This window comes from Rhodococcus sp. P4_B6, assembly GCF_056402215.1.
Genome location: NZ_JBFUHV010000147.1, coordinates 1 through 25,982, shown reverse-complemented (window position 1 = coordinate 25,982; position 25,982 = coordinate 1). Strand labels below are relative to the sequence as shown.

At 69.1% G+C, this 25,982-nt stretch carries 22 protein-coding genes; 10 read left to right on the top strand and 12 right to left on the bottom strand.

Annotated elements, in window-relative coordinates; genetic code table 11:
* The coding region (locus AC1DWT_RS39480) for a thiolase family protein (protein ID WP_477924772.1) at window positions 1-437 on the bottom strand (437 nt) is incomplete at its 3' end.
* Window positions 438-691: 254 nt separating this feature from the next.
* Between AC1DWT_RS39480 and AC1DWT_RS39475 the strand changes: the two genes are divergently transcribed.
* From AC1DWT_RS39475 to AC1DWT_RS39460, 4 genes are all read left to right on the top strand, one after another.
* Window positions 692-2,158 (top strand): class I adenylate-forming enzyme family protein, encoded by a 1,467-nt coding sequence (locus AC1DWT_RS39475; RefSeq protein WP_206013994.1) that lies wholly within the window; start codon window positions 692-694, stop codon window positions 2,156-2,158.
* 66 nt (window positions 2,159-2,224) lie between these two features.
* Complete coding sequence (locus tag AC1DWT_RS39470) at window positions 2,225-4,036, top strand: DUF3556 domain-containing protein (protein WP_206013995.1); 1,812 nt, start codon at window positions 2,225-2,227, stop codon at window positions 4,034-4,036.
* Window positions 4,033-5,466: a phytoene desaturase family protein gene (locus AC1DWT_RS39465; RefSeq protein ID WP_206013996.1), complete on the top strand. Its 1,434-nt coding sequence runs from the start codon at window positions 4,033-4,035 to the stop codon at window positions 5,464-5,466. Before AC1DWT_RS39470 ends, AC1DWT_RS39465 begins: the two co-directional genes overlap by 4 nt.
* Window positions 5,463-6,776 carry a PucR family transcriptional regulator gene (locus tag AC1DWT_RS39460; protein WP_420855117.1) on the top strand — a complete coding sequence of 438 codons (1,314 nt, stop codon included), beginning with the start codon at window positions 5,463-5,465 and terminating at the stop codon, window positions 6,774-6,776. Before AC1DWT_RS39465 ends, AC1DWT_RS39460 begins: the two co-directional genes overlap by 4 nt.
* A gap of 60 nt (window positions 6,777-6,836) precedes the next feature.
* Here the strand turns inward: AC1DWT_RS39460 and AC1DWT_RS39455 are convergent, their stop codons facing one another.
* From AC1DWT_RS39455 to AC1DWT_RS39445, 3 genes are read right to left on the bottom strand one after another with little or no spacing between them, the layout of a single operon-like run.
* Window positions 6,837-8,528: an acyl-CoA dehydrogenase family protein gene (locus tag AC1DWT_RS39455; protein ID WP_206013997.1), complete on the bottom strand. Its 1,692-nt coding sequence runs from the start codon at window positions 8,526-8,528 to the stop codon at window positions 6,837-6,839.
* A gap of 18 nt (window positions 8,529-8,546) precedes the next feature.
* A complete protein-coding gene (locus tag AC1DWT_RS39450; RefSeq protein WP_206013998.1) occupies window positions 8,547-10,052 on the bottom strand; it encodes a class I adenylate-forming enzyme family protein in 1,506 nt (501 codons plus the stop codon).
* A 20-nt stretch (window positions 10,053-10,072) separates the two neighbouring features.
* Window positions 10,073-10,708: a TetR/AcrR family transcriptional regulator C-terminal domain-containing protein gene (locus AC1DWT_RS39445; protein ID WP_072945159.1), complete on the bottom strand. Its 636-nt coding sequence runs from the start codon at window positions 10,706-10,708 to the stop codon at window positions 10,073-10,075.
* A 136-nt stretch (window positions 10,709-10,844) separates the two neighbouring features.
* Here AC1DWT_RS39445 and AC1DWT_RS39440 point away from each other — a divergent pair, with 136 nt between their 5' ends.
* Window positions 10,845-12,656, top strand: coding sequence for an ABC transporter substrate-binding protein/permease (locus tag AC1DWT_RS39440; RefSeq protein ID WP_072945157.1), 1,812 nt, complete (start codon window positions 10,845-10,847; stop codon window positions 12,654-12,656).
* A gap of 4 nt (window positions 12,657-12,660) precedes the next feature.
* Entirely contained in the window at window positions 12,661-13,386 is a 726-nt protein-coding gene (locus tag AC1DWT_RS39435; protein ID WP_072945155.1) for an amino acid ABC transporter ATP-binding protein, read from the top strand.
* Window positions 13,387-13,454: 68 nt separating this feature from the next.
* On the opposite strand, the gene AC1DWT_RS39430 is transcribed toward AC1DWT_RS39435, so the two are convergent.
* Genes AC1DWT_RS39430 through AC1DWT_RS39405 form a run of 6 tightly spaced genes read right to left on the bottom strand, consistent with a single transcriptional unit; the run spans window position 13,455 to window position 21,258 of the window.
* On the bottom strand, window positions 13,455-16,856 hold the full coding sequence (locus AC1DWT_RS39430; RefSeq protein WP_206013999.1) for an NAD-glutamate dehydrogenase domain-containing protein: 3,402 nt from the start codon (window positions 16,854-16,856) through the stop codon (window positions 13,455-13,457).
* A 43-nt stretch (window positions 16,857-16,899) separates the two neighbouring features.
* Window positions 16,900-17,763, bottom strand: coding sequence for a 5-oxoprolinase subunit C family protein (locus tag AC1DWT_RS39425; RefSeq protein WP_206014000.1), 864 nt, complete (start codon window positions 17,761-17,763; stop codon window positions 16,900-16,902).
* The gene (locus AC1DWT_RS39420; protein ID WP_072945148.1) at window positions 17,760-18,401 is read right to left on the bottom strand and encodes a 5-oxoprolinase subunit B family protein; all 642 of its coding nucleotides are present in this window, start codon (window positions 18,399-18,401) and stop codon (window positions 17,760-17,762) included. Before AC1DWT_RS39420 ends, AC1DWT_RS39425 begins: the two co-directional genes overlap by 4 nt.
* Window positions 18,398-19,153, bottom strand: a complete 756-nt coding sequence (locus tag AC1DWT_RS39415; RefSeq protein WP_072945146.1) for a LamB/YcsF family protein — start codon at window positions 19,151-19,153, stop codon at window positions 18,398-18,400. Before AC1DWT_RS39415 ends, AC1DWT_RS39420 begins: the two co-directional genes overlap by 4 nt.
* A complete protein-coding gene (locus AC1DWT_RS39410; protein ID WP_072945144.1) occupies window positions 19,143-19,931 on the bottom strand; it encodes a putative hydro-lyase in 789 nt (262 codons plus the stop codon). The genes AC1DWT_RS39415 and AC1DWT_RS39410 overlap by 11 nt, the downstream gene beginning before the upstream one ends.
* The gene (locus tag AC1DWT_RS39405) at window positions 19,924-21,258 is read right to left on the bottom strand and encodes an MFS transporter (RefSeq protein WP_255314998.1); all 1,335 of its coding nucleotides are present in this window, start codon (window positions 21,256-21,258) and stop codon (window positions 19,924-19,926) included. Before AC1DWT_RS39405 ends, AC1DWT_RS39410 begins: the two co-directional genes overlap by 8 nt.
* 103 nt (window positions 21,259-21,361) lie before the next feature.
* Here AC1DWT_RS39405 and AC1DWT_RS39400 point away from each other — a divergent pair, with 103 nt between their 5' ends.
* Window positions 21,362-22,075 (top strand): GntR family transcriptional regulator, encoded by a 714-nt coding sequence (locus AC1DWT_RS39400; RefSeq protein WP_206014001.1) that lies wholly within the window; start codon window positions 21,362-21,364, stop codon window positions 22,073-22,075.
* A 16-nt stretch (window positions 22,076-22,091) separates the two neighbouring features.
* On the opposite strand, the gene AC1DWT_RS39395 is transcribed toward AC1DWT_RS39400, so the two are convergent.
* Window positions 22,092-22,835: a FadR/GntR family transcriptional regulator gene (locus AC1DWT_RS39395; RefSeq protein ID WP_477924766.1), complete on the bottom strand. Its 744-nt coding sequence runs from the start codon at window positions 22,833-22,835 to the stop codon at window positions 22,092-22,094.
* Between AC1DWT_RS39395 and AC1DWT_RS39390 the strand changes: the two genes are divergently transcribed.
* From AC1DWT_RS39390 to AC1DWT_RS39380, 3 genes are read left to right on the top strand one after another with little or no spacing between them, the layout of a single operon-like run.
* Window positions 22,813-23,568 (top strand): (Fe-S)-binding protein, encoded by a 756-nt coding sequence (locus AC1DWT_RS39390; RefSeq protein ID WP_206014003.1) that lies wholly within the window; start codon window positions 22,813-22,815, stop codon window positions 23,566-23,568. The genes AC1DWT_RS39395 and AC1DWT_RS39390 overlap by 23 nt on opposite strands.
* Window positions 23,565-25,046, top strand: coding sequence for a LutB/LldF family L-lactate oxidation iron-sulfur protein (locus AC1DWT_RS39385; protein ID WP_095861499.1), 1,482 nt, complete (start codon window positions 23,565-23,567; stop codon window positions 25,044-25,046). The genes AC1DWT_RS39390 and AC1DWT_RS39385 overlap by 4 nt, the downstream gene beginning before the upstream one ends.
* Entirely contained in the window at window positions 25,043-25,654 is a 612-nt protein-coding gene (locus AC1DWT_RS39380) for a LutC/YkgG family protein (RefSeq protein ID WP_206014004.1), read from the top strand. Before AC1DWT_RS39385 ends, AC1DWT_RS39380 begins: the two co-directional genes overlap by 4 nt.
* A 116-nt stretch (window positions 25,655-25,770) precedes the next feature.
* On the opposite strand, the gene AC1DWT_RS39375 is transcribed toward AC1DWT_RS39380, so the two are convergent.
* On the bottom strand, window positions 25,771-25,982 hold a 212-nt coding region (locus AC1DWT_RS39375; RefSeq protein WP_477924763.1), incomplete at its 5' end, for a transposase.

Sequence of the window (25,982 nt, the reverse complement as noted above, 5' to 3'; positions counted from 1 at the left end):
GTGCGGGTCTGCGCGTCGGCGTACAGCGGGTTCTGGGTGTCGGGCAGCGAATCGGAGTTGCCCTTGACGAACCGGGACACGGTCTCGACGCCGGCGGAGATGAACACGTCGCCCTCACCGGCCTTGATGGCGTGCAGCGCCATGCGGGTGGTCTGCAGCGACGACGAACAGTAGCGGGTGATGGTGGTGCCGGGGATGAAGTCGTAGCCGAGCTGGACGGCGACGTTGCGGCCCATGTTGAAGCCCTGCTCACCGCCGGGCAGACCGCAGCCGAGGATGAGGTCGTTGACGTCGGTCGGGTCGAGTGCGGGCACCTTGTCGAGGGCCGCCTGCACCATCTGCGCGGCGAGGTCGTCCGGGCGCATGCCGACCAGCGACCCCTTCATGGCACGACCGATCGGGGAACGGGCAATGGAAACGATGACGGCCTCGGGCATGGGTAACTCCTACCGATTGACGTGGTGGACGGCGGTCGGTGCGGACCTGCAGCCCCTCAGTTCTAAGCATCTGCTTATTTTCTAAGCATTTGCATATATTGACCACGGCCGCGGCGCGGTGTCAACCCCCGGGCCCCTGCGGTTGTGCTCAACCGACAACGCGGCGTCCGAACTCGAGCCCCCGAGACCGTTTCCCACCCCCAAACCCGCCGATAGTGTCGTACATCACACCACCACCGAAGGGGATCGAAATCGTGTCGCACATCGGCTATTTCGCTTGGGACCGCGCCGCACAGCGCGCTGATGCGCCGTGCCTGCGCGACGACCGCCTCGACCTGACCTACCGGCAGTTCGCGGAGCGGGTCGACGCGTTCGCCGCGCAGTTGTCCGGGCACGGCGTCGGTCGCGGTGACGTCGTCGCGATCATGCTGCCCAACCGCGCCGAACTGCTCGTCGCCCTCATGGCGTCCTGGCGGATCGGGGCGGCCGCGACCCCGGTCAATCCCACCTTCACCGCGACGGAGGCGGAGTATCAGATCGCGGACGCCGCCGCAGTTCTCGTCGTCAACGAGGGACCGGACGCACCCACCGGCGGACGGCCGACGATCGCCGTCGACGACATGGCGGCCAGCCCCGACCCCGACTGGGCGCCGGGCCCGACCGCCGGCGCCGGCGACCTCGCCCTGCTGATCTACACGTCCGGTTCGACGGGACGCCCCAAGGGTGTGATGCTCACCCACGAGAATCTGCAGTTCATGAGCTCGTCGATGGTTCAGCACTTCTCGCTCACCGCCGACGACCATTGCCTGCTGATCCTGCCGCTGTTCCACGTCAACGCGATCTGCGTCAGCTTCCTTGCTCCGATGCTGGCCGGCGGTCAGCTGAGCGTCACCGGACGGTTCTCCCCGGCCCGGTTCTTCGACGACGTCGCCCGACTGCGCCCGACGTACTTCTCCGCCGTCCCGACCATCTACGCCCTGCTGGTTTCCCAGGACGCCGACACCGACCTCTCGTCGCTGCGGTTCGCGGTGTGCGGGGCCGCCCCGATCTCGAAGGAACTCCTCGACCGCGCCGAGCAGCGTTTCGGTCTCGTCATCGTCGAGGGCTACGGGCTGACCGAGGGGACGTGCGCGTCGGCGTGCAACCCGCCGGGCGGCGTCCGCAAGCTGGGCACGGTCGGGCCCGCGCTGCCGGGTCAGACCATCGCGATCGTCGACGAGTCCGGCGCACCGGCACCGGTGGGGACCGTCGGTGAGGTGGTGATCCGGGGCGCGAACGTGATGCGCGGCTACCTCGGACGGCCCGACGAAACCGAACGCACTGTCGTCGACGGCTGGCTGCACACCGGCGACGTCGGACGCCTCGACGAGGACGGCTACCTCACCCTCGTCGACCGCATCAAGGACATGATCATCCGCGGCGGCGAGAACATCTACCCCAAGGAGATCGAGAACGCCCTCGCAACCCACGACGACGTCCTCGAGGCCGCCGTGATCGGCGCCCCGCACGACGTGTACGGCGAGGTCCCGGTCGCCTACGTCGTCGCCTACCCCGACAGCCCGGTCACCGACGATCAGCTCGACGACCATCTGCGCGACCGGCTGACGAAAGTCAAACTGCCCGTGGCCATTCACATCGTGGACGCCTTGCCCCGCAACCCCGTCGGCAAGATCGACAAGCCCGGTCTGCGCAGCCGCCACCGGCCCGCCGCCGTCAACTGATCCAGCACCACCCCAGACCTCGGGCGCCACCCGAGGCGATGACCCCTACCCGCAAGGAGCCTCCCCATGGGATTCAAGACCGGGAACTTCCCCGAAGTCGACCCCGCCACCTTCCTCGACCTCCCGTTCCGCGACCGTCTGCGCGCCATGTCGACGCATTGGGTCGACTACGGCTTCGGGACCCCGAAGATGGTGCACACCATCTACATTCTGAAATTGCTCGTCCTCTACCTCGGTGCCGGACTGTCGATCGCGACGTTCACCTCCGGGTACAACGTGCTCGACGTCGGCGCGTGGTGGAACGCACCCATCGTGTACCAGAAGCTGATCCTGTGGACCCTGCTGGTCGAGACGATCGGCCTGGGCGGTTCCTGGGGTCCGCTCGCCGGCCACTTCAAGCCGATGATGGGTGGCGCCCTGTTCTGGCTGCGGCCCGGCACCATCCGGCTCCCACCGTGGCCGGGGAAGGTACCGCTGACCTCCGGGGACACGCGCACCGTGTTCGACGTCCTGATCTACGCCGCGATTCTGATCAACATCATGCTCGCGCTCGGGTTCGCCGGCGTGCACACCCCGTCCATCGACGCGGTACTGCCCGGCAACCACGGCCTGGTGAACCCCACACTCCTGTTGCCGCTGATCGCATTGCTGATCGTGATCGGGCTGCGGGACAAGGTCATCTTCATCGCCGCCCGCGGCGAGCAGTACTTCCCGGCCGTCGTCTTCTTCGGCGTCCTGCCGTTCGTGGACATGATCATCGCCCTCAAGCTGCTCATCGTGTCGGTGTGGGTCGGCGCCGGGATCTCCAAACTCGGACACCACTTCTCGATGGTCGTCCCGCCGATGCTGTCCAACACCCCGTGGATGCCGTTCAAGAAGATCAAGCGCGCCCACTACCGCAGTTTCCCCGAGGACCTGCGACCGTCGATCGTCGCCGGTGGTGTCGCCCACGTGCTCGGCACGGTCGTAGAGGTGGTGACCCCGCTGGTGCTGCTGTTCTCCACCAACCGCACGCTGACGCTGCTCGCGGTCGCCTTGATGGTGGCATTCCACCTGTTCATCCTGTCCACGTTCCCGCTCGCGGTGCCGCTCGAATGGAATCTGCTGTTCGCCTACGCGTCGATCTTCCTGTTCGTCGGATTCCCCGCCTGGGACGGGTACGGCATCGCCGACATGTCGTCGGTGTGGCTGACCGCGGCGATCGTCGCCGCGCTGGTGTTCTTCCCGATCCTCGGCAACCTGCGCCCCGACCTCGTCTCGTTCCTGCCGTCGATGCGCCAGTACGCCGGCAACTGGGCGTCGGCCACTTGGGCGTTCGCGCCGGGCGCCGAGGAGAAGCTCGACCGATTCGTGAAGCGGCCCAGCCAGAACACCCGCACCCAGTTGCTCGCCACCTACCCGCCGGAGGTCGCGGACGTGGTGATGCACCAACTGCTCGGCTGGCGGTCGATGCACAGCCAGGGCCGCGCGTTGTACTCGCTGCTGATGAACCACCTCGGCGACGACATCGACACGTACTCGCTGCGGGAGGCCGAGTTCAGCTGTAACTCACTCGTGGCGTTCAACTTCGGAGACGGCCACCTGCACAACGAGTTCCTGATCGCCGCACTCCAGCGGCGCTGCAACTTCGCGCCCGGCGAATTCGTGATCGCCTGGATCGAATCGCAGCCCATCCACAAGGGCATCCAAGAGTACAAGGTGATCGACGCGGCGCTCGGAGTCATCGAACGAGGCACCTACAAGGTGTCCGACGCGATCAACGAGCAGCCGTGGCTGCCGAACGGGCCCATTCCGTTCGACGTGCAGTGGAGACTAGGGGGAGACGTCGAGGAGCGGGAGAGCGAGTTGACGAAGCCGAACGTGGCGGTGCGGCCGTGACGACCGCGGTCGTGGTCGGTAGCGGGCCCAACGGGCTCGCCGCCGCGGTCCACCTCGCCCGGCACGGCGTCGACGTCCAGGTCCTCGAGGCCGCCGACACCATCGGTGGCGGCACCCGCTCCGCCGAACTCACCGTGCCCGGACTGCTGCACGACGAATGCTCCGCGTTCCACCCGATGGGCGCCGGATCGCCGTACCTGCAGACCCTCGACCTCGAACGGTTCGGGCTGACCTGGAAGTGGCCGGAGATCGACTGCGCGCACCCCCTCGACACCGGCGACGCCGGGCTGCTGCACCGCTCCGTCGAGGACACCGCCGCCGGCCTGGGCGACGACGGAACACGCTGGCAGCGGATGTTCGGCGGACTCGCCGACGGCTTCGACGACCTCGCCGCCGACCTCATGCGCCCGATCGCGAACATCCCCCGGCACCCGATCAAGCTCGCAAGCTTCGGCCCCCGCGCCCTGTTGCCGGCCACCGTCACGGCCCGCTGGTGGCGCACCGAGAAGGCCCGCGCACTGTTCGGCGGCGTCGCCGCGCACGCGTACTACCGCCTCGACCGGCCCGCGACGTCCGCGGTCGGGTTGATGATCGTCGCCGCCGGGCACCGCTACGGATGGCCGGTCGCAGAGGGCGGGTCGCAGTCGATCACCGCCGCGCTCGCCGCGATGCTCACCGACTGGGGCGGCAAGATCACCACCGGCACCCGGGTCCGCAGCCCGCGGGACATTCCGCCTGCGGACGTCGTCCTCCTCGACCTCGCGCCGTCCGCCGCCGCCGACATCCTCGGCGACCGGCTGCCGCCGCGGGTCGCCAAGGCCTACCGCCGGTACCGGCACGGACCCGCCGCGTTCAAGGTCGACTTCGCCGTCGACGGCGGGGTGCCGTGGACCGACCCCGCCTGCGGTCGCGCCGGAACCGTGCACCTCGGTGGAACTTTCGCGGAGATCGCCGACGCCGAACGCGACGTCGCGACGGGCCGGATGCCGCGGCGGCCGTTCGTCCTCGTCGGACAGCAGTATGTCGCCGACCCCGGCCGATCGAACGGGAGCCTGCACCCGCTGTACGCGTACGCCCATGTCCCGCACGGATACACCGGAGACGCGACCGAGGCGGTGATCACGCAGATCGAACGGTTCGCCCCCGGGTTCCGGGACCGCGTCGTCGCCACCGTCAGCAGTGGTCCCGTGCAGTTGGCCGAGTCGAACGCGAACTACGTCGGCGGCGACATCATCGGCGGCGCCAACACCGAAACCCAGGTGGTGCTGCGCCCCCGGATCGCCCTCGACCCGTACAGCACCGGGATCCCGGGCACCTACCTGTGCTCGGCGTCCGCACCGCCCGGCGCCGGCGCGCACGGCATGTGCGGGTACAACGCCGCCCAGTCCGCGCTGCGCTACCTGCGCCGCGCCGGAGGGGACGTGCTGTGAGCAGTCCCGCCCCCGGCGACCGCCGCGCCGGTGCCCGTCGCCGGATGGCGCGGGTGCCGGCGATGGCGGAGACCGAGGTCCTCGACATCGTGGCCGGAATCGCACGGAAACTCGATGTGCGGCAGGCGGAGATCACCCGCGCGATGAGCGCGCTGCTCGCGCACGAGATCGACCAACTCGACGAGGACCCGCAGCTCGTCGAACTGCTCGAGGCCAGTGTGCACGGCAACGTCTCGACGATCGTCCACGTCCTGGCCAACGACATTCCCGTCGACCATCTCCAGCCCACCACCGCCGCCGTGGAGTACGCGCTGCGGTTGGCGCAACGGGACGTGACGTCGAACTCGCTGGTGCGCGCGTATCACATGGGCCAGGACGATCTGATGAAGATCTGCTACGACGAGGTCAGCGCCCTCGACCTGCCCGGACCGCTGACTCTCGCGGTGCTCAAACATATCTCGGAGGTCGTGTACAGCTACATCGACTGGATCACGCTGTACGTGTTCGACGCCTACGAGCAGGAACGGTGGCGGTGGCTGGGTGCCCGCGGCAACGTGCACTCGTCGACCATCCACACCCTCCTCACCGGGACCGGGAACGACGGGTCCGCGTTCGAGGCCGAGACGCAGTACCGGCTCGACCAGACGCACGTCGCGATGATTCTGTGGTCCACCGGAGCCGACACCGAGGCGAGCCTCAACGCGCTCGACCACTACGTGCGCGACCTCGCCCGTCACCTCGCCACCGACTCCGCGCCCATCGTCACCGCTATCGACCGCCGAACCCTCTGGGCCTGGCTCCCTTTCGGTCGCCGCAAGCCCGCTCTCGACACCACCGAACTCGCCGCCGCCCTGCCGTCGAAACCGGGCATCCGGACCGCGATCGGCCTGCCCGCACCCGGGATCGCCGGATTCCGGCGGTCGCACGAACAGGCGCGGGCCGCTTACTCCGTCGCCACCGTGCCCCACACCCAGGTCCGGCCGATCGTCGGTTTCGGCGACCGCGGCGTCGCCGTCGTGTCCCTCCTCGCCGAGAACCTGGACTCCACCCGGGCGTGGGTGTGGGAGGTCCTCGGCCCGCTCGCGGAGAACACCGACCAGGCCGCAACCTTGCGGACCACGCTGAGCACCTACTTCGCGACCGGCGAGAGCCACCTCCACACCGCGCAGCAGATGAACCTGCACCGCAACACCGTCAAATACCGCATCACCAAGGCACTCGGCGACCCGGCCACCGGCACGCACAGCAAGTTGGATCTCGCACTCGCCCTGCAGGTGTGCGAGTTCCTGGGCCCGGCGGTCCTGCGGTAGGCGGCTTCGCCGCCTGTGAGTGGGAAAGGAGTCTCTGGACTCGTTAACCACGCACGGGCGCTACGCGCGACGGAGGATCGCCTGCAGGTCGGCGGCCGGGGAGAGGGTGCCGTATTCGTGGCTGCGGTCGGGGCCGAGGCGGGCGTCGACGAACGCGTCCGCGACGGCGCCAGGTGAGAACCGGGTGAGCAGCGACGCCTGCAGGGCGAGGGCCATCGATTCGACGACGGTGCGGGCGCGACGTTGGGCGTCGGCGGGGTCGAGTCCGGCGAGGTCGCCGAGTTGTGTACGGACCCGGTCGAGGTGCGCGTCCAGCACGGTGTTGGCGCCGCGGGCCAGGTTCACCTCCGCGTCGAACGCGGCGACGCTGTCGGGTTCGCGGGTCATCGCGCGCAGGACGTCGAGGGCGATGACGTTCCCCGACCCCTCCCAGACGGCCATGACGGGCTGTTCGCGGTAGCGGCGGGCGAGCGGGAAGTCTTCGGTGTACCCGTTGCCGCCCAGGCATTCCAGCGCCTCGTAGGCGTGGTGCGGGCCGCGCTTGCAGATCCAGTACTTCGCGACGGCGGTCGCGAGCCTGCGGAAGCTGCGCTCCTGCTCGCTCGCGTCCTCGTCGTGGGCGCGGGCGAGTCGCAGGGCGGTGACGGTGGCCGCCTCGGACTCGAGCGCGAGGTCGGCGAGCACCGACGTCATGGCGGGCTGGTCGGCCAGGACGGCACCGAACGCGGCACGGTGCCGGGCGTGCCACACGGCCTCGGCGACGGACTGCCGCATCCCCGACGCGCTGCCGAGCACACAGTCGAGGCGGGTGCGCGCGACCATCTCGATGATGGTGCGGACGCCGCGCCCCGGTTCGCCGACCATGACGCCGACGGTGCCGTCGAGTTCGATCTCGGACGACGCGTTGGACTTGTTGCCGAGCTTGTTCTTCAGCCGCTGGATGCGGAAGACGTTGCGGGTGCCGTCCGGGAGGATGCGCGGCAGCAGGAAACACGACAGCCCTTCGCCGCCCGCACCTTCCGCCTGAGCGAGTACGAGGAACGCGTCGGACATCGGCGCGGAGCAGAACCACTTGTGACCGGTGAGCAGGTAGTCGGCGCCGGAACCGCCGCGTGCGGCGGGTTTCGCGACGGTGGTGTTGGCGCGGACGTCGGAGCCGCCCTGCTTCTCCGTCATCGACATGCCGAAGATCGCGGACGCCTTGCCCGGTGCGTCGAGTTCCGGGGTATAGCTGCGGGACAGGGCGCGCGGCTTCCAGATCGCGGCGACGTCGGGTTGCAGTTCGAGGGAGGGGATGACGGCGTTGGTCATCGAGATCGGGCAGGAGTGGCCCGGCTCGATCTGCGCGAACAGCATGAATGCGGCTGCGCGAGCGACGTTCGCGCCGGGTTTCGGATCGGCCCACGCGGACGTGTGCGCGCCGTGTGCGACGGCCGCGGAGATGATCCGGTGGTAGGACGGATGGTACTCGACCTCGTCGATCCGGTTGCCCCAGCGGTCGAACGTCTTCAGTTCGGGGATGATCGTGTTGGCGAGTTCGGCGTCGTGCTGGAACGTGGCGCTGCCGACGAGCTCACCGATGTCGGTGAGTTCCGCAGTGGCCCAGTCGGCGTCGTGGCGGCGCACGCCCTCGGACAGCACGGTGTCGAGCGTGAACTCGTTGACGTCGGTGCGGGGCACCGACTGGTTGAGCACGGTGTGCGTCCGGTGGGGCGCGGGATGGGTGACATTCGTTTCGGAAAAGGTAGTCATGGCAGTGTCTTTCGTGAGTCAGCTCGCGGTGCGGATCAGGTGCTTCTGAATCTTGCCGGTGGGAGTGCGGGGCAGCACGGTGGCGAACACGTAGTCGCGGGGAATCTTGTAGCGCGCCAGCTTGTCCGACAGATAGTCGCGGAGGTCGTCGGCTCCCACGACATCCGCTTCGCGCCACACGACGTGCGCGACGACGGTCTCGCCCCACTCCGGGTGCGGGCGCCCCACGACGGCGACGTCGACGACGTCGGGGTGGCCGGAGATGGCGTCCTCCACTTCCTTGGAATAGACGTTCTCGCCGCCGGTGATGATCATGTCTTTCGCGCGGTCGACGATGAAGAGATAGCCGTCGTCGTCTTTGCGGGCGAGATCGCCGGTGCGGTACCAGCCGCCGTCGGCGAACACGGCCGCGGTGGCGTCGGGGTCGTCGAGGTAGCCCTGCATCACGGTGTCGGTGCGCAGCCAGATCTCGCCGATCCCCCCGGCAGGCACGTCGGCGCCGTCGGGGCCGGCCAGGCGCATGTCGACGCCGGCGAGCGCCGCCCGGCCGATGGAGCCGGCCTTCGCGAGCTGCTCCTCCGGATACAGAACGGCCCCCACGGGACCGGTCTCGGTCATCCCGTACACCTGGTAGAAGCGGGTGGTCCGGTACGACTCGACGAGCCTGCGGGCCACGTCCGCGCCGATCGGCCCGCCGCCGTACAGCCAGGCGCGGACACTCGACAGGTCGTATGCGGCGAAATCCGGTACCGCGTTCAGCGCCGTCGTGTAGATGACCGGCGGCCCGAAGCACAATGTGATGCGTTGCTGCTGAACCGCTTCCAGGAACCGGATCGGGTGGTACTCGCGCAGGAGCACCACGGTGCCGCCCATGTACAGCGTGGCCATCAGCCAGTTGTTCAGCGGGGACGCGTGCCAGATCGGGACGGCCATCAGCAGCCGCTCGTCGCGGGTGATGGACAGGCCGAGCGCCGCCGTGGTCGCGACGCGCACCACGTTGCGGTGGCTGTGGACGCAGCCCTTGGGTGCGCCGGTGGTGCCGGACGTGTAGAGGATTTCGGCCGGGTCGTTCTCGTCGACGTCGATGCCGTCGATCGGGTCGAGGTCCGCGATCGCGTCGTCGAAGAAGGTGTACCCGTCCACCGCGGTGTCGGTGGACAGCAGCACCACCGGCGTCTGCAGCCGCTCGATCACGGGCGCGAGTTCGCCGTCGAAGATGCACACCTTCACGTGTGCGTGCCGCAGGATGTAGTCGACCTCGGGTGCCTGCATCTTGTGGTTGACCGGCACCACCACCGCGCCGACGCGCCAGGCGCCGAGCATGGCGTAGACGAAGCCGGGGGTGTTGAAGCACATGAGGGCGACGCGGTCACCGCGCCCGACCCCCAGTTTCTGCAGGAGTGCCGCGGCGTGGCGGCTGCCGTCCTGCACGGAACCATACGTATGGTTCCGGCCCTGGAAGTGGAGAAACGCCTTGTCGGGCGTCTTGCGGACGTTGCTGTCGAATACGCGAACGATGTTCATCGCGCTCCTTGAAGAGGGGGTCAGTCGATGGAGGTGTTGAGGACGGTCTCGGGAATCTGCAGGTTCGCGAAGATGACGGCGACGGCCTCCTCGAGCGAATAGCCGAAGCTCTCGCCGGTGGCGGTCTTCTGGATCACCAGTCCGAAGATCGCCGACCAGAATGCCTTCGCCTCCACGTCGATGCCGGCGCGCAGTTGCCACCCGGTGCGCATCAGGGTGCGGATGAGCGCGTCCTCGCCCGAGGAGTGCAGGGTGCGGAGGGTGTCGGTGATGAGGTCGCGGAGTTCGCCGCGGCGGCCCGTCATGAGCATCGCTTCGACGAACAGTTCGACGCTGGGCGCGCCCGGTCCGAGCAGGGAGCCGACGAGTTTCTCCGTGTAGTCGCCGACGGTCTCGGCGGTGGCGGCGTCGTCCTCGGCCCGCTTGCCGGCGCGCAGCACGGCAGCGCAGGCCACCTCGACGAAGAGCCGTTCCTTGGACCCGTAGTAATAGGTCACCTGGTTGGGGTGGGCTCCGGCGGCGGCACAGATCTGGGTGATCGCGACGCCGTCGCCGTGTTCGAGGAAGAGTTCGGTGGCGGCGGTGAACAGGGCGTCGCGGGTCTGCCGACCGGACTCCCGGGTTGCGCGCGCTGCTCGGCCCGTCTGCGACGCCATGGCTGCCCCTCCAAGTTGTTTGTACGACAAACAATAACTTCTCTTTGTTTGTATGACAAACAAGGAGAGTGACGGGCGTCGCCCGAGGCGTCCTCCGAGCCCGGAAAACCCGCCTGCCAGGGTTACGCTGCTCACCATGTTTTCTTCCGTCGGAGCGAAGATCCGTGTGGTGGTGGCGTTACTGCTCACCGCCCTGCTGGCGTTGACCCTGTCGTCCTGTTCCAGCGGCGGCGACACCTCGGGGTCGGCGCCGCAGGATCTGTGTTCCCCGCCGGGAGTCGGCGCGGCCACGGCCGCCCCGACCAACCTCGCCGCCGCGGGCGCCGCGGCCGAAGACCGCTACACGACGCCGTCGACCACCCCGCTCGACCAGATCGACACGTCGAAACTGAACCTCATCACCCCCGGGGTGCTCACCGTCGGCACGCTGTCCGACGCGCCGCCGAGCATCTGCGTGAACTCGGACAACCAGTTCACCGGCTACGACAACGAACTGCTGCGGGCCGTCGCCGACAAGCTGGGCCTGCGCGTCGACTTCGTCGGCACCGAGTTCGCCGGGCTTCTCGCCCAGGTCGCCGGGCGCCGCTTCGACGTCGGGTCCTCGTCCATCACCACGACCGACGAGCGCCGCAACACCGTCGGCTTCACCAACGGCTACGACTTCGGCTACTTCTCGCTCGTCGTTCCCAACGGCGGACCGATCCAGAGCTTCGACGACCTGAACGCGTCGACCCGCATCGGCGTCGTCCAGGGCACCGTCCAGGACGACTACGTCGTGAACACGCTGAAGCTGAACCCGGTCAAGTTCCCCGACTACGCCACCGCGTACGCCAACCTCAAGACCGGGCAGATCGACGCCTGGGTCGCGCCGTCGCAGCAGGCGGAGGGCGCCATCGCACCCGGCGATCCCACGTCGATCGTCGAGAACACCTTCAGCGTCAACAACTACGTGGGCTGGGCCGTCAACAAGGAGAACCAGCCGCTCGTCGACGCACTGAACTCCGGGCTCGACGCCGTCATCGCCGACGGCACCTGGGCCCAGCTGTATTCCGACTGGGTGCCCCGCGAACTGCCCGAGGGCTGGAAGCCGGGCAGCAAGGCGGCGCCGGCGCCCGACCTTCCGGACTTCGCCGCGATCGCCGCCCAGAACGCGAACGACACGACCGAAACCCCGGTCGCCGAACCCAAGTCGACACTCCAGCAACTGAAGGACACGTTCTTCGACTGGGACCTCTACACCCGGGCCTTCCCCGACCTGTTGAAGACCGGTCTACCGAACACACTGATCCTGGCGTTGGCGTCCGGCATCGTCGGCACCGTCCTCGGCATGCTGCTCGCGATGGCCGGCATCTCCCGCACCCGCTGGCTGCGCTGGCCCGCCCGCGTCTACACGGACGTGTTCCGCGGTCTGCCCGCCGTCGTCATCATCCTCATCGTCGGACTCGGCGCCGGACCCGTCGTCAAGGGACTCACCGGCAACAACCCGTACTGGCTCGGCGCCGCCGCACTGTCGCTGCTGGCGTCCGCGTACATCGGTGAAATCTTCCGGTCCGGGATCCAGAGCGTCGAACCCGGACAGCTCGAGGCGTCCCGGGCGCTCGGCTTCAGCTATCGGAAGTCGATGACGCTCGTCGTCGTCCCGCAGGGTGTGCGGCGGGTGCTGCCCGCGCTGATGAACCAGTTCATCTCCCTGATCAAGGACTCGTCGCTGATCTACTTCCTCGGCCTGCTAGTCAGCCAGCGGGAACTGTTCGCCGTCGGCCGCGACCTCAACGCACAGACCGGCAACCTGTCACCGCTCGTCGCCGCCGGCCTGTTCTACCTGGCGCTCACCATCCCGCTGACGCACCTCGTCAACTACATCGACAACCGTCTGCGCACCGGCCGCGCCGACACGTCCGGCACGCTCGACCCGGTGGAACAGTCCATCGTCGTGGAAAGGGGATAGGGCGATGGCCGTCTCTCTCACTGGAACCAACCTGCACCTCGCGTTCGGCACCAACCAGGTGCTGCGCGGCGTCGACCTCCACGTCGACGCCGGCGACACCGTCACCGTCATCGGGCCGTCCGGCTCCGGCAAGTCCACGCTGCTGCGGGTCCTCAACCGGCTGCACGAACCCGATCAGGGCGACGTCCTGCTCGACGGCAAATCCGTGCTGCAGGACAACCCCGACAAGCTGCGGCAGCGCATCGGCATGGTGTTCCAGCACTTCAACCTGTTCCCGCACAAGACCGTCGTCGACAACATCGCGCTCGGCCCCCGCAAGCTCAAGGGCATGTCGAAGGACGAGGCGCGGTCGGTGGCGCTCGAGCAACTCGAACTCGTCGGCCTCGCCAACAAGGCCGACTCACGGCCCGGCAACCTGTCGGGCGGGCAGCAGCAGCGCGTCGCGATCGCCCGCGCCCTCGCGATGAAACCCGAAGTGATGTTCTTCGACGAGGCGACGTCGGCACTCGACCCCGAACTGGTGAAGGGCGTCCTCGCCCTGATGGCCGACCTCGCGAAGGGCGGCATGACGATGGTCGTCGTCACCCACGAAATGGGCTTCGCCCGCGAGGTGTCCGACACCGTGCTGTTCATGGACCACGGCGCCGTCGTCGAGACCGGCAAACCGGACCAGCTGTTCGACAAGCCCGAAACCGAACGGCTGCAGCAGTTCCTGTCGCAGGTGCTGTAGGTCGCTCCGCGGCCCGTGCGTGGTTAGCGAGTCCAGAGACTCCTTGAGCACGCACGGGCGCGAAGCGCCTACCGCGTCATCGCCCGGATCCGCCTGGCCGCGACGGAGATCAGCGCCAGCGTGGGTTCGGTGGCGACCTCCGACTCGATCTCGGTGAGCAGCGCCCGCGCGCGGGCGAGCCGGGCGGCGTTGTGCTGCTCCCACTGGTCGACCTTGTCGGCCGCGGCGTCGCCGGGTTCGCTGACGGACAGCGCGTCGAGGGTGATGGCGCGCAGCGAGCTGTAGAGGTCGTCGCGCAGGGCGAGGCGGGCGAGGGCGTGCCACCGGTCCAGCCGCGGGAGCGCGGTGACGGCGGTCAGCGCGGTGTTGATGTGCAGGTGCGCCGACAGCGCGAAATACAGTTCCGCGACGTCCTCCGCGCGGTGCTGGGAGATCTCCGCGATGTCCACGATGTCCACGATGTCGAGAAGGCAGTACGTGTGCAGGAGGTCCGCGACGTCGGCGGCGATCCCGGCGTCCGCACCCCGCGACGTCAGGGCCTCGGTTCGGCCCTCGACGGCGGTGATCTCGTCGCCCTGCAACCATTCCCGCACGCGGGGTCCGAGTTCGCGGACCACCGGCCGGTAGCGGGCGATGGTGGCCTCGAGCGGCAGCGGTTGCGGCCGGTGCGTGGTCAGCCACCGCGACGCCCGGTCGATCAGCCGCTGGGTCTGCACGGTCAGCGCGTTCGTCCCGGACGCCGGGGTCGTGTCGGCCGCCGCCCGGATCCGCGCGAAAGTCGCTCCGAGGTCGAAGATCTCGGTGACGGCGGTGAAGGCGTTCACCGCCTCCGCCGAGTCGGCGCCGGTCTCCTCCCGCAGCCGGAAGGCGAACGTCATCCCGGCACGGTCGACCATGTCGTTGACGACCGACGTGGTGACGATCTCCCGGCGCAGCGGATGCGCGGCGACCGTGTGCGCGTACTCGCGGCCGAGCCGCGGCGGGAAGTAGTCGTGGAGCCGGCCGGCGTAGACCTTGTTGTCGGGGAGCGTGGTGCCCGACAACTCGCTCTTGATGAACCGCTTGACCTGCGCGGTGAGCTGCGCCAGTTCCGGGCTGGTCAGGCCCTTCTGCTCGCGTTCGAGGGCACCGAACTGGGCGGACGTCGGGAGCACGTCGATCGCGCGGTCCACGTGGCCGCGCCGTTCCAGGTCGTCGACCATGCGGGAGTGGAAGCTGACGAGCGTCGCCGCCTGCGCCCGGTTGAGGCTCATCATCTCGTTCTGGCTGCGGTTGTCGGCGAGGACGAGCCTGCTGACGTCTTCGGTCATGTCGGACAGCAGTTCTCGACGATCCTGCGCGGTGAGCGTGTCGTCGGCGGTGGCGCCCGCGAGGGCGATCTTGATGTTGACCTCGTGGTCGGAGCAGTCGACACCGGCCGAGTTGTCGAGTGCGTCGGTGTTGACACGACCGCCGTGGCGCGCGTATTCGATTCGGCCGAGTTGGGTGAGGCCGAGGTTGCCGCCCTCGCCGACCACCCGGACGCGCAGCGCGGGCGCGTCCAACCGGACGGCGTCGTTCGACTTGTCGCCGACGTCCGCGTGACTCTCCGACGTGGCCTTGACGTACGTGCCGACGCCGCCGTTCCACAGCAGGTCCGCGGGCGCACCGAGGACGGCGCGGACGAGTTCGACGGTGGTGAGCGCCCGATCCGTGTCGATCCCCAGCGCGCGCCGCGCCTGCGGTGTGAGCCGAACCGACTTCGCCGACCGGTCGACGATCATCGCGCCCTCGCTGAGGACCGCCCTGTCGTAGTCCTTCCAACTGGACCTGCCGAGGCCGAAGAGCCGCGCCCGCTCGTCCCAGGACGTCTGCGGGTCGGGATCGGGGTCGATGAAGACGTGGCGGTGGTCGAACGCGGCGACGAGGCGGATGTGGGGGCTGAGCAGCATCCCGTTGCCGAACACGTCGCCGCTCATGTCGCCGATCCCGACGACGGTGAAGTCGTCGGTGCGGGTGTCGACGCCCATCTCACGGAAGTGCTGCACGACGCTCTCCCACGCGCCGCGGGCGGTGATGCCCATCGCCTTGTGGTCGTAGCCGACGGACCCGCCGGACGCGAAACCGTCGCCCAGCCAGTACCCGCGCGCGAGCGCGACGGCATTGGCGACGTCCGAGAACGCCGCGGTGCCCTTGTCCGCGGCGACCACGAGGTAGGTGTCGTCGCCGTCGCGGCGGACGATGCCGTCCGGCGCGATCACGTGCCGGGTCGCGATGTCGAGGTTGTCGGTCATGTCGAGGAGGCTCGAGATGAATTCGCGGTAGCAGGAGATTCCGGCCGCCAGCATCGCCTCCCGGTCGGCGGCGGCGTCGCCGGTCGCCGCGGGCGGGTTCTTGACGACGAAGCCGCCCTTCGCCCCGGCGGGGACGATGACGGCGTTCTTGACCGCCTGCGCCTTCACGAGTCCGAGGATCTCGGTGCGGAAGTCGTCGCGCCGATCGGACCACCGGAGGCCGCCGCGGGCGACGTCGTCGAACCGCAGGTGCACGCCCTCCATCCGCGGCGAGTACACGTAGGCCTCGTATTTCGGCCGGGGCAGCGGCAATTCGTCGATCGACGAGGAGTCGAACTTGAACGCGAGGGCGCGCCCGGGCCGGGGGTCGCCGGCGTAGTAGGTCGTGCGGGTGGTGGCGCGGATCAGGGACAGCAGGGCCCGCAGGATCCGGTCGGCGTCGATTCCGGCGACGGCGTCGATCGCGGCCGAGATGCGGTCTTCGAGCGCGCTCTCCGCGGCGGCGTCCTGTTCCAGGCTGGGGTCGAGCCGGAGTGCGTGCAACTCGACGAGGAGTTGGGTGATGCCGGTGTTGCCCAGCAGGACTCGTTCGACGTTGCTGCGGCTGTACGGGAGCCCGGCCTGCCGCAGGTATGCGGCGTACGCCCGCAGGACGGTCACCTGACGCCAGCCGAGCCCGGCGTGCAGGACAAGGGCGTTGAACCCGTCCACCTCGGTCTCACCCGTCCACGCCGCGCGGAACGCGTCCGCGATCCGGCCGTCCCGAGTGGACCCGTGGCCGTCCGTGACGGCCGGCAGGTCGACGGTCAGGTCGTAGATCCAGGCGCGACTGCCGTCCGGCCGGGTCAGCGCGGCCGGACGTTCGTCGAGGGCGTTGACGCCCAGGCTGGACAGGATCGGCAGCACCTCGTTGAGCGGTGCGGGTTTCCCGACGGCGTAGATCTTGAGGTTCTCGTACGGCGCGGACGCCTCGGTGGTGGTGAACGTCAGCGCCACACTGTCGACGTCGAGACGTTCCACCGCGGCGACGTCGCGGATCGCCTGTGCCGGATCGGTTTCGGTGGCGTAGCTGATCGGCAGCGCGGACGCGTAGTGGCGCGCGACCGCGGTGCCCTGACGGTGCGGTTCCGCAAGCAGCGTGTTGCGCCACAACTCGTGGGACCAGGGTGTGTCGAGTTCCGTGCCGATGCTGTTCATGGCGATGGGGTGATCTCCTGTAGTGGGATCGGCGCGCAGCCGATCACGCAGTGGTGAAGCGAATCAGTTGGCCTGGGCGGGCCTGGGCGATCCGGTCGATGTCCTCGTCCGCGACGACGCCGATGACGGGGTAACCGCCGGAGATGGGATGGTCCGCGAGGAACACGACGGGCTGCCCGCTCGGCGGAACCTGGATGGACCCGAGTGCGACGCCCTCGGTGGGGAGTTCGGCCTCGGACGTCCGCTGCAGGGCAGGTGCGCCGGCGTGCCGGTTCAGCCGGGCGCCGATGCGGTCGGTGTCCGGGGAGACCGCCCACGCACCCGTGGTCAGCGCGTCCGGGTTGGTGAACCAGTCGTCGCGGGGGCCGCCGATGACCCGCACCGACAGCGGTCCGGGGTCCATCGCGGGGAGGGGCGCGACGTCGACGTTCGGGAAGTTCCTCGTCCACGTGCCGACGGGCAGGACGTCGTTGGGCTTCAACGCTTCCGGCCCGATCCCGGAGAGGGTGTCGGTGCTGCGGGAGCCGAGCACGTCCGGCACCGCGAGGCCACCGCGGACCCCGACGTAGCTGCGCAGCCCGACGTGCGCATACTGCAACCGCAGCGTCTGCCCCGGCTGCATCACGATGACGCTCGCGTGACCCATCGGGATGCCGTCGAGCAGCGCCGTGGCGGGGGCACCGGTGACGGCGACGGTCGTCACCGCCTGCGCACGCAGGGCGAGCCCGCCCATCAGCACCTCGATGCACGCGCCGTTCTCGTCGTTCCCGACCAGACGATTCGCGAGCCTCGCGGACCCGCGGTCGGCGGCGCCGGACACGCCGACACCCGAACTCAGGTAGCCGGGGCGGCCGAGATCCTGGATCAGGCTGAGCGGACCCGTTTCGAGTACTTCGAGTTCACTCACAGCGTTTCCTCGTCGACGAATCGGACGCGACGTCCCGGCTGCAGCAGCGCCGGGGGTTCCGCGTCGAGGTTCCACATCGGGGAGTCCGTGGTTCCGATGATCTGCCATCCGCCGGGTGAGGACCGCGGATACACCGCGCCGTAGCCGCCGGCGAGGGCCACGGACCCGGCGGGCACCACGGTGCGTGACTGCGCGCGCCGGGGCACGGTGAGCCGGTCGTCGCCGCAACTCAGGTAGCCGAAACCCGGTGCGAATCCGATGAATACACAACGCCAGGTGGCGGCGGTGTGGGCGGCGATCACGTCCTCGCGGCTCATCCGCAGAAGGTCGGCGACATCGGCGAGATCGGCGCCGTCGTAGCGGACCGGGATGGTGATCGGTTCCGATTCGGGGACGCCGGTGTGGTCGTGCACCTCGAGGTCGACGGTCAACGTCCGCAGCGCGCGGCGCACCTCGTCGAGGTCGGTCCGCGGTGTGGTGGTGACGAGCACCGTGCGCGCCGCGGGCAGCACGTCCTCCATACCGGGAACCGGTGTCCGGCGCAGGCGTTCGGTCAGCGACACGACCAGGGGTTCCGAGTCGAGTTCGACGAGCAGGGCCCGATCGCCCGCCGGGAGGATCCGGGTGGGGGTGGTCATGTGAAGGATCCGAGCGTGACGTCGGCACTCTCCAGCGCGTGACGGACCCGGCGCGCGGTGTGCACGGACCCGGGCGTGTCGCCGTGCACGCAGATGCTGCGCACCGCGACCGCGACGTCGTCGCCGTCTATCGACTCCACCGTTCCGGTCGACACCATCCGCACGGCCTGGGCGGCGGCGACGTCGGGATCGTCGATGACGGCGCCGGGCACCGAGCGCGGGGTCAGCGTGCCCGCGGCGGTGTAGCGGCGGTCGGCGAACCCTTCGGCGACGAACTCGATGCCGTGCGCCTCCGCGGCCCGCTGCAACTGCGATCCGGGTGGTCCCATCAGCGTGAGCGGCTCGGCGAACTCGTCGATGGCCGACGCGACCGCATCGGCCCGCTCGAAGTCGAGTGCCGCGGAATTGTAGAGCGCACCATGCGGTTTGACGTACGTCACCGAGGATCCGGCGGCGCGGGCGAACCCGGCGAGCGCGCCGATCTGGTACAGCGTCTCATCGCGAAGATCCGCAGGCGACACCGCGAGTTCGCGCCGGCCGAATCCGGCCAGATCCCGGAAGCCCACGTGCGCCCCGATCGCGACGCCTCGCTCGGCCGCGCTCTCGCAGGCCTTGCGGATGATCATCGGATCGCCCGCGTGAAACCCGCACGCGATGTTCGCACTGGTGACGACGTCGAGGAGGGCCTCGTCGTCGGCCAGCGTCCACTGCCCGAAGCCCTCGCCGAGGTCGCAGTTCAGGTCAACGCGCATCGGGGACCTCCAGGACGTACTCGCTGTCCGGGGTGTCGGTGATCAGCATGTACCCGGGTGCGTGGGTGATCGCGAACGGCAACCGGGACGCCATCACCGCCGCCTGCGGGGTGACCCCACAGGCCCAGAACATCGGGACGTCGCCGGGCTCGAAGTTCACCGGATCGCCGAAGTCGGGGGCCGCGAGATCGGCGATGCCGAGTTCCGCGGGATCACCGACGTGCACGGGGCCACCGTGGACGGCGGGCATCCGCGCCGAGATCGCCGCCGCGAGCGCCACCTGGTGTTCGGGGACGGGTCGCATCGACACCACCATCGGCCCGCTGACCCGGCCCGCGGGCCTGCACTCGCGGTCGGTGACGTACATCGGGACGTTGCTGCCCTGCTCGACGTGCCGGAGCGGCACCCCGGCAGCGGCCACCGGGTGTTCGAACGTGAAGCTGCACCCGATGTGGAACGCGACGAGGTCGTCCCGCCACAGCGAGGACACGTCCGTGGTCTCGTCCGCGAGTTCGCCGTCCTTCCACACCCGGTACAGCGGCAGATCCGTTGCGATGTCGGCGCCGGGGGCGAGCATCGTCGTCCGGGAGCCGGCGTCGCCGACGTCGAGGACGGGGCACGGCTTGGGGTTGCGCTGGGTGAACAGCAGCACGTCGTATGCCCAGTCCTGCGGGACGGCGATGAGATTCGTCTGCGCGAATCCGGGTGCCAGACCGGCGGTCGGGGTGACGCGTCCCGAGCGGAACGCGGAGCGGAGGTCGGTCGGCGAGTCAGGCAAGTTCGCTCCCGCGGGTCTCGGGGAGGAAGAACAGGGCGAACACGGCGATGGCGTAACCGAGCGCGCCGAAGATCATCGCGCCTCCGATGCCCAGCTGGGTGGCGGCCAGGAAACCCACGACGGCGGGGAACACGGCGCCGACCGCGCGGCCGAAGTTGTACGTGAAGCCCTGGCCGGTGCCGCGGGACTGCGTCGGGTACAGCTCGGACAAGAACGATCCGAATCCGCTGAAGATCGCCGACGTGCAGAAGCCGAGCGGGAAGCCCAGGATCAGGATCAGCATGTTCGCACCCTCGGGCACCTGGGTGTAGCCGACCATGAAGATCGCCGACAGGAACGCGAACAGCTGCATGGTCCGCTTGCGGCCCAGCTTGTCGGTGAGGATGCCGCCGCTGACGTAGCCGAGGAACGCTCCGGAGATGAGGATCGCCAGGTAGCCGCCGGTGCCGACGACGTCGAGTCCGCGCGAGGTCTTGAGGAACGTCGGCAGCCAGGACGCCAGCGTGTAGTAGCCGCCCTGCACACCGGTGGCGAGCAGCGACGCGAGCACGGTGGTGCGGAGCAGTCCGCCGCGGAAGATGGCCGCGAACGAGCCCGTCTGCTTGCCCGCGGACTCGCGGCGCTCCGTGACGACCTCGGGGTCCTTCAGATTCCGGCGCACCCAGATGATGAGGAAGGCGGGCAGCACACCCGTGAAGAACAGCACGCGCCACGCGACGTCGGGGTCGAACAGCTGGAAGACGACGGTGTAGACGATCACGGCCAGCGCCCAGCCGACGGCCCACGCGCTCTGCACGAAGGCGACGGCCCGGCCACGGTACTCGGCGCGGGCGTATTCGGCGACGAGGATCGCGCCTGCCGCCCACTCACCGCCGAAGCCGAGGCCCTGGAAGGCGCGGAAGATCAGCAGCGTCTCGAAGTTCTGCGCGAAGCCGCACAGCACCGTGAAGATCGTGTACGTCGCGACGGTGACCTGCAGCGTGCGGACCCGGCCGATCTTGTCGACGAGGATGCCGGCGAGGGCGCCGCCGAGCGCGGACACCACCAGCGTCACGGTGGTCAGCAGGCCTGCCTGACCGGTGGTGAGGCCGAAGTAGGCGGCGATGGCCGCGAGGCCGAGCGGGAGGACCTGGAAGTCGTAGGAGTCGAGCCCGTATCCGCCGAACGCGCCGATGAAGGCTCTTTTTCCCTTCGGCCCGAGGGTGCGGAACCAGTCGAAGGGGCGCGCCTGCGCGACCTCGGTCTGTGTATCTGTGGTCATGGCACCTCGCCTGAAGAAGGGATGTAACTGCTCGAAGAATCCGATGTAACTCCCATCACGGTACAAATCGTTCAACGATCCTGCAATACCTCGAGAGGATTGTTATCCTGGAAGAAATCGCGGAACCGAGCTGACAACTATGATTGCGGTCGAGATCGAAACCTGAGGAGTGGACTTGACCAGCTCGAATGCCCTTCGCGGCGATGCGCATTCCCGCCTGGCCGCTCACCGCGGCCTGCTCGAACGCACCAGCAGGACCACGCGGGTCGCCGGCATTCTGCGGGACGCCATCATCGACGGAACGTTCCAACCAGGGGCGCGACTGTCCGAACCCGACATCTGCGCCGCCCTCGACGTCTCCCGCAACACCGTCCGTGAGGCCTTCCAGATCCTGATCGAAGACCGGCTGGTGGCGCACGAACTCAACCGCGGCGTCTTCGTCCGCGTACCCACCGCCGAGGACATCACCGAGCTCTACATCTGCCGGCGCGTCGTCGAATGCGCCGGCGTCAACGGATTCGACCCCGCCACCGGCGACCTGTCCGGCGTCGCCGAGGCCCTGGACCTGGCCGACGAACGGCACGCCGTCGAGGACTGGACCGGCGTCGGCACCGCCGACATCCACTTCCACAGCGCCCTCGCGAGCCTCAACAACAGCAACCGCATCGACGAACTCATGCGCAGCGTCTGGAACGAGGCACGGCTCGTCTTCCACGTCATGGACGACGCCCACCGATTCCACGGGCCGTACCTCACCCGCAACCACGAGATCTACGACGCCCTCGTCGCCGGCAACACCGAAGCCGCTGGTCAGCTGCTCAAGACCTACCTCGAAGACGCCGAGGCGCAGATCCTGGGGGCGTACCGCCCCGTGAGCGGTTGACGAGTCCAGAGACTCGTTACCCACGCACGGGCGCGAAGCGCCCGTAGAACCCCTCGATGTGCTCCCGCACCAAGCCGGCGGCCTCGGCGCCGTGTCCGCCGCGGAGGGCGGCGACGATGCCGCGGTGCTCGCAGCGCAGGTGGGTCGCGACCGCGGGCCAGTCGTCGAGCAGCGGCACGGCCTGCATGACGTAGCCGTGAATGGAGTCGCGGAGCGAGACCATCATCGCCTCGACGAGAACGTTGCCGGCCAGCCCGGCCATCGCGACGTGCAGGTCGGCGTCGAGACGGTGGAACGCCTCCGGGGAGAGGTCCTCGTCGTCCATCGCGTCGAGCAGCGTGTCGATGGCCGAGAAGTCGAGGTCACCGGACTGTCCGGCGGCTTCCTGCACCGCCCACGACTCGAGCAGCGTGCGCGTCTGGACGACGTCGCGGATCGGCAGGGTGCGCGTCGCCATGTGCAGCCGCAGGGCCGCGCCGATGGACGCGGCCGGGTCGGCGGCGACGATCGCGCCTGCGTCCGGTCCGGAGCCGACGGCGGTGCGGACGATGCCCATCGCCTCGAGCACGCGGATGGCCTCGCGGACGGACGAGCGTCCGACGCCCAGTTCCTCGGCGAGTGCGCGCTCGGCGGGCAGACGACCGCCGACGGTGAGTTTGCCGGCCGCCAGATCCTGCTCGATGCGGTGCAGGACGACACTGTGGTCAGACCACAGCCCAGCCCGGTTGGAGTACCCGATGAGAATCGCCCTGTTCGCCACCTGCCTGGCGGATGCCCTGTTCCCCGAATCCGCCACCTCCACGGTCCGCCTGCTCGAGCGGCTCGGCCACGAGGTCGTGTTCCCGCCGAAGCAGACGTGCTGCGGGCAGATGCACGTCAACACCGGCTACCAGGCCGAGGCGCTGCCGCTCGTCCGTCACCACGTGGAGGCGTTCGAGAGCGGACCGTCGTGGGACGTCGCGGTGGCCCCGTCCGGTTCGTGCGTCGGATCCGTCCGGCACCAGCACGCGATGGTCGCCCGCCGGTACGGCGACGAATCGCTCGCGACCCGCGTCGAGGAGATCGCGTCCCGGACGTACGAGCTGTCGGAACTGCTCGTCGACGTCCTCGGCGTCACCGACGTCGGCGCCTACTACCCGCACCGGGTGACGTACCACCCGACGTGCCACTCGCTGCGGATGCTGCGGGTCGCCGACAAACCGCTGCAACTGCTGCGCGCGGTGCGGGGGATGACCCTGATCGAGCTACCCGCGGCCGAATCCTGTTGCGGCTTCGGCGGAACGTTCGCGCTGAAGAACTCCGAGACGTCGACCGCGATGCTCGCCGACAAGATGGGCAACATCCTGAGCACCGGCGCCGAGGTGTGCAGCGCCGGCGACTCGTCCTGCCTGATGCACATCGGCGGCGGGCTGTCCCGGCTGCGCAGCGGGGTCCGCACCGTCCACCTCGCCGAGATCCTGGCGAGCACCGAGAAGATCGGGAGCAACGCATGACCACGTTCCTCGGCTCACCCACCTTCCACGCCGGCACCGGAAACATCCGGGGCACAGAATCTTTCCCCGACGCCGCACGGAAGGCACTCACCGACACCCAGCTGCGCGCCAACCTCGGCGCCGCCACCACTACCATCCGYAACAAACGGATCGCCGCGGTCGCCGAGGTCGACGACTGGGAGGAACTGCGCCGGGCCGGCAGCGCCCTGAAGGCGGACGTGATGGCCCGGCTCCCCGAACTGCTCGTGCAGTTCGAGGAGAACGTCACCGCCCACGGCGGCACCGTCCACTGGGCGCGCGACGCGGAGGAGGCGAACCGGATCATCACCGACCTCGTGCGGGCCACCGGCTCCGACGAGGTGGTGAAGGTCAAGTCGATGGCCACCCAGGAGACGGGCCTGAACGAGCATCTCGAGGAGAACGGGATCGCGGCCATCGAAACCGACCTCGCCGAACTCATCGTCCAACTCGGCGAGGACAAACCGAGCCACATCCTCGTTCCCGCCATCCACCGCAACCGCGCCGAAATCCGCGAGATCTTCCTGAACGCGATGCCGGGCGTCGACAAGGACATCACCGACGACCCCCGCGCGCTGGCGATGGCCGCGCGGGCGCACCTGCGGCGAAAGTTCCTGTCCGCCAAGGTCGCGATCAGCGGCGCGAACTTCGGAATCGCGGAAACCGGGACCCTCGCGGTGGTGGAGTCGGAGGGCAACGGACGGATGTGCCTGACCCTCCCCGACACCCTCATCACGCTCATGGGCATCGAGAAACTGGTCCCCACGTTCACCGACCTCGAGGTGTTCATGCAACTGCTGCCCCGGTCGTCCACCGCCGAGCGGATGAACCCGTACACCTCCATGTGGACCGGGGTGCACCCCGGCGACGGCCCGCAGAACTTCCACGTCGTCCTCCTCGACAACGGTCGCACCAACGTCCTCGCGGACGAGACCGGGCGGGCGGCACTGCACTGCATCCGCTGCAGCGCCTGCCTGAACGTGTGCCCCGTCTACGAGCGGGCGGGCGGGCACGCGTACGGGTCGGTCTACCCCGGGCCGATCGGCGCGATCCTCAGCCCACAACTCACCGGGACCACCGGCCACGACGACCCGAACGCCTCACTGCCCTACGCCTCCACCCTGTGCGGCGCCTGCTTCGACGCCTGCCCGGTCCGCATCGACATCCCCAGCATCCTCGTGCACCTACGCGCGGAACAGGTCGACTCCGAACGGCACGGACTTCCCGGCGGCCAGGACCTCGCGATGAAAGCCGCCGGCTTCGTGATGGGTTCGGAGAAACGGTTCGCCGCCGCCGAGACGGCGGCCAAGGTCGGCCGGGTGCTGGGCGGCCGGTCCGGACGCATCACGTCGCTGCCGTACCCGGCATCGAAATGGACCGCGAGCCGCGACCTGCCCGCCCCGCCGAAGGAAACGTTCCGACAATGGTGGGCCCGCACACACGAGGACACGACACGATGACCGCACGCGCAGAGATACTGTCCCGGATCCGGTCGGCGCTCGCCGACGCGCCGGCCCCCGACCCCGTTCCCCGCGACTACCACCGCGAGCCCGCGTCCGGCCCCGGCGACGTCGAGTTGTTCGCCCACACCGTCGACGACTACCGCGCACAGGTCCACCGCGCCGACGAGACCACCGTCGCCGAGATCGTCACCGGACTGATCGCGGAGGGGAAGCGGGCCGTCGTCCCACCGGACCTGCCGCAGTCGTGGCGGCCGCGACGTGACGTCGTCGTCGACGGCGCCCCCGCCGAACTGTCGACGCTCGAACTCGACGCCATCGACGTGGTCGTCACCGGCTGCACCCTCGGAATCGCGGCCACCGGCACCATCGTGCTCGACGGCGGCGCCGGTCAGGGACGCCGGGCGCTGACGCTGGTCCCGGATCACCACATCTGCATCGTGCGCACCGACCACATCGTCGACACCGTGCCGCAGGCCTTCCAGACCCTCGACGCGACCACACCGCTGACGTTCATCAGCGGTCCCAGCGCCACCAGCGACATCGAACTCAACCGCGTCGAAGGCGTGCACGGTCCCCGGACGCTGGACGTCGTGATCGTGCGCTGACGCCCCCGTGCGCCTTTTTGGTAGCTGGAGGGGATGTTGCGGAATTGAGTGAGGGTGGTGTGGCCCTCTCGTGGCTTGTGGCGGGTGCCGGTGCGGGCGGGGGTGGCCCCGCCTGGTCAGGTGGTGGCCGGGAGGGTGTTTCCTGCGGTCAGGTGGGTGAGGATCTTGCCGATGTTGTGGACCGCGGCGTGGAAGGCCCATTCGCTGCGGGCCCGGTCGAGGCCGCGGCTGGTGAACCGGCGGAATCCGAGGTTGTGTTTGGCGTGCCCGAACACGGTTTCGGCGATGGGTGAGCGTTGGCGGTAGGTGGCGATGCCGGCCTCGGTGC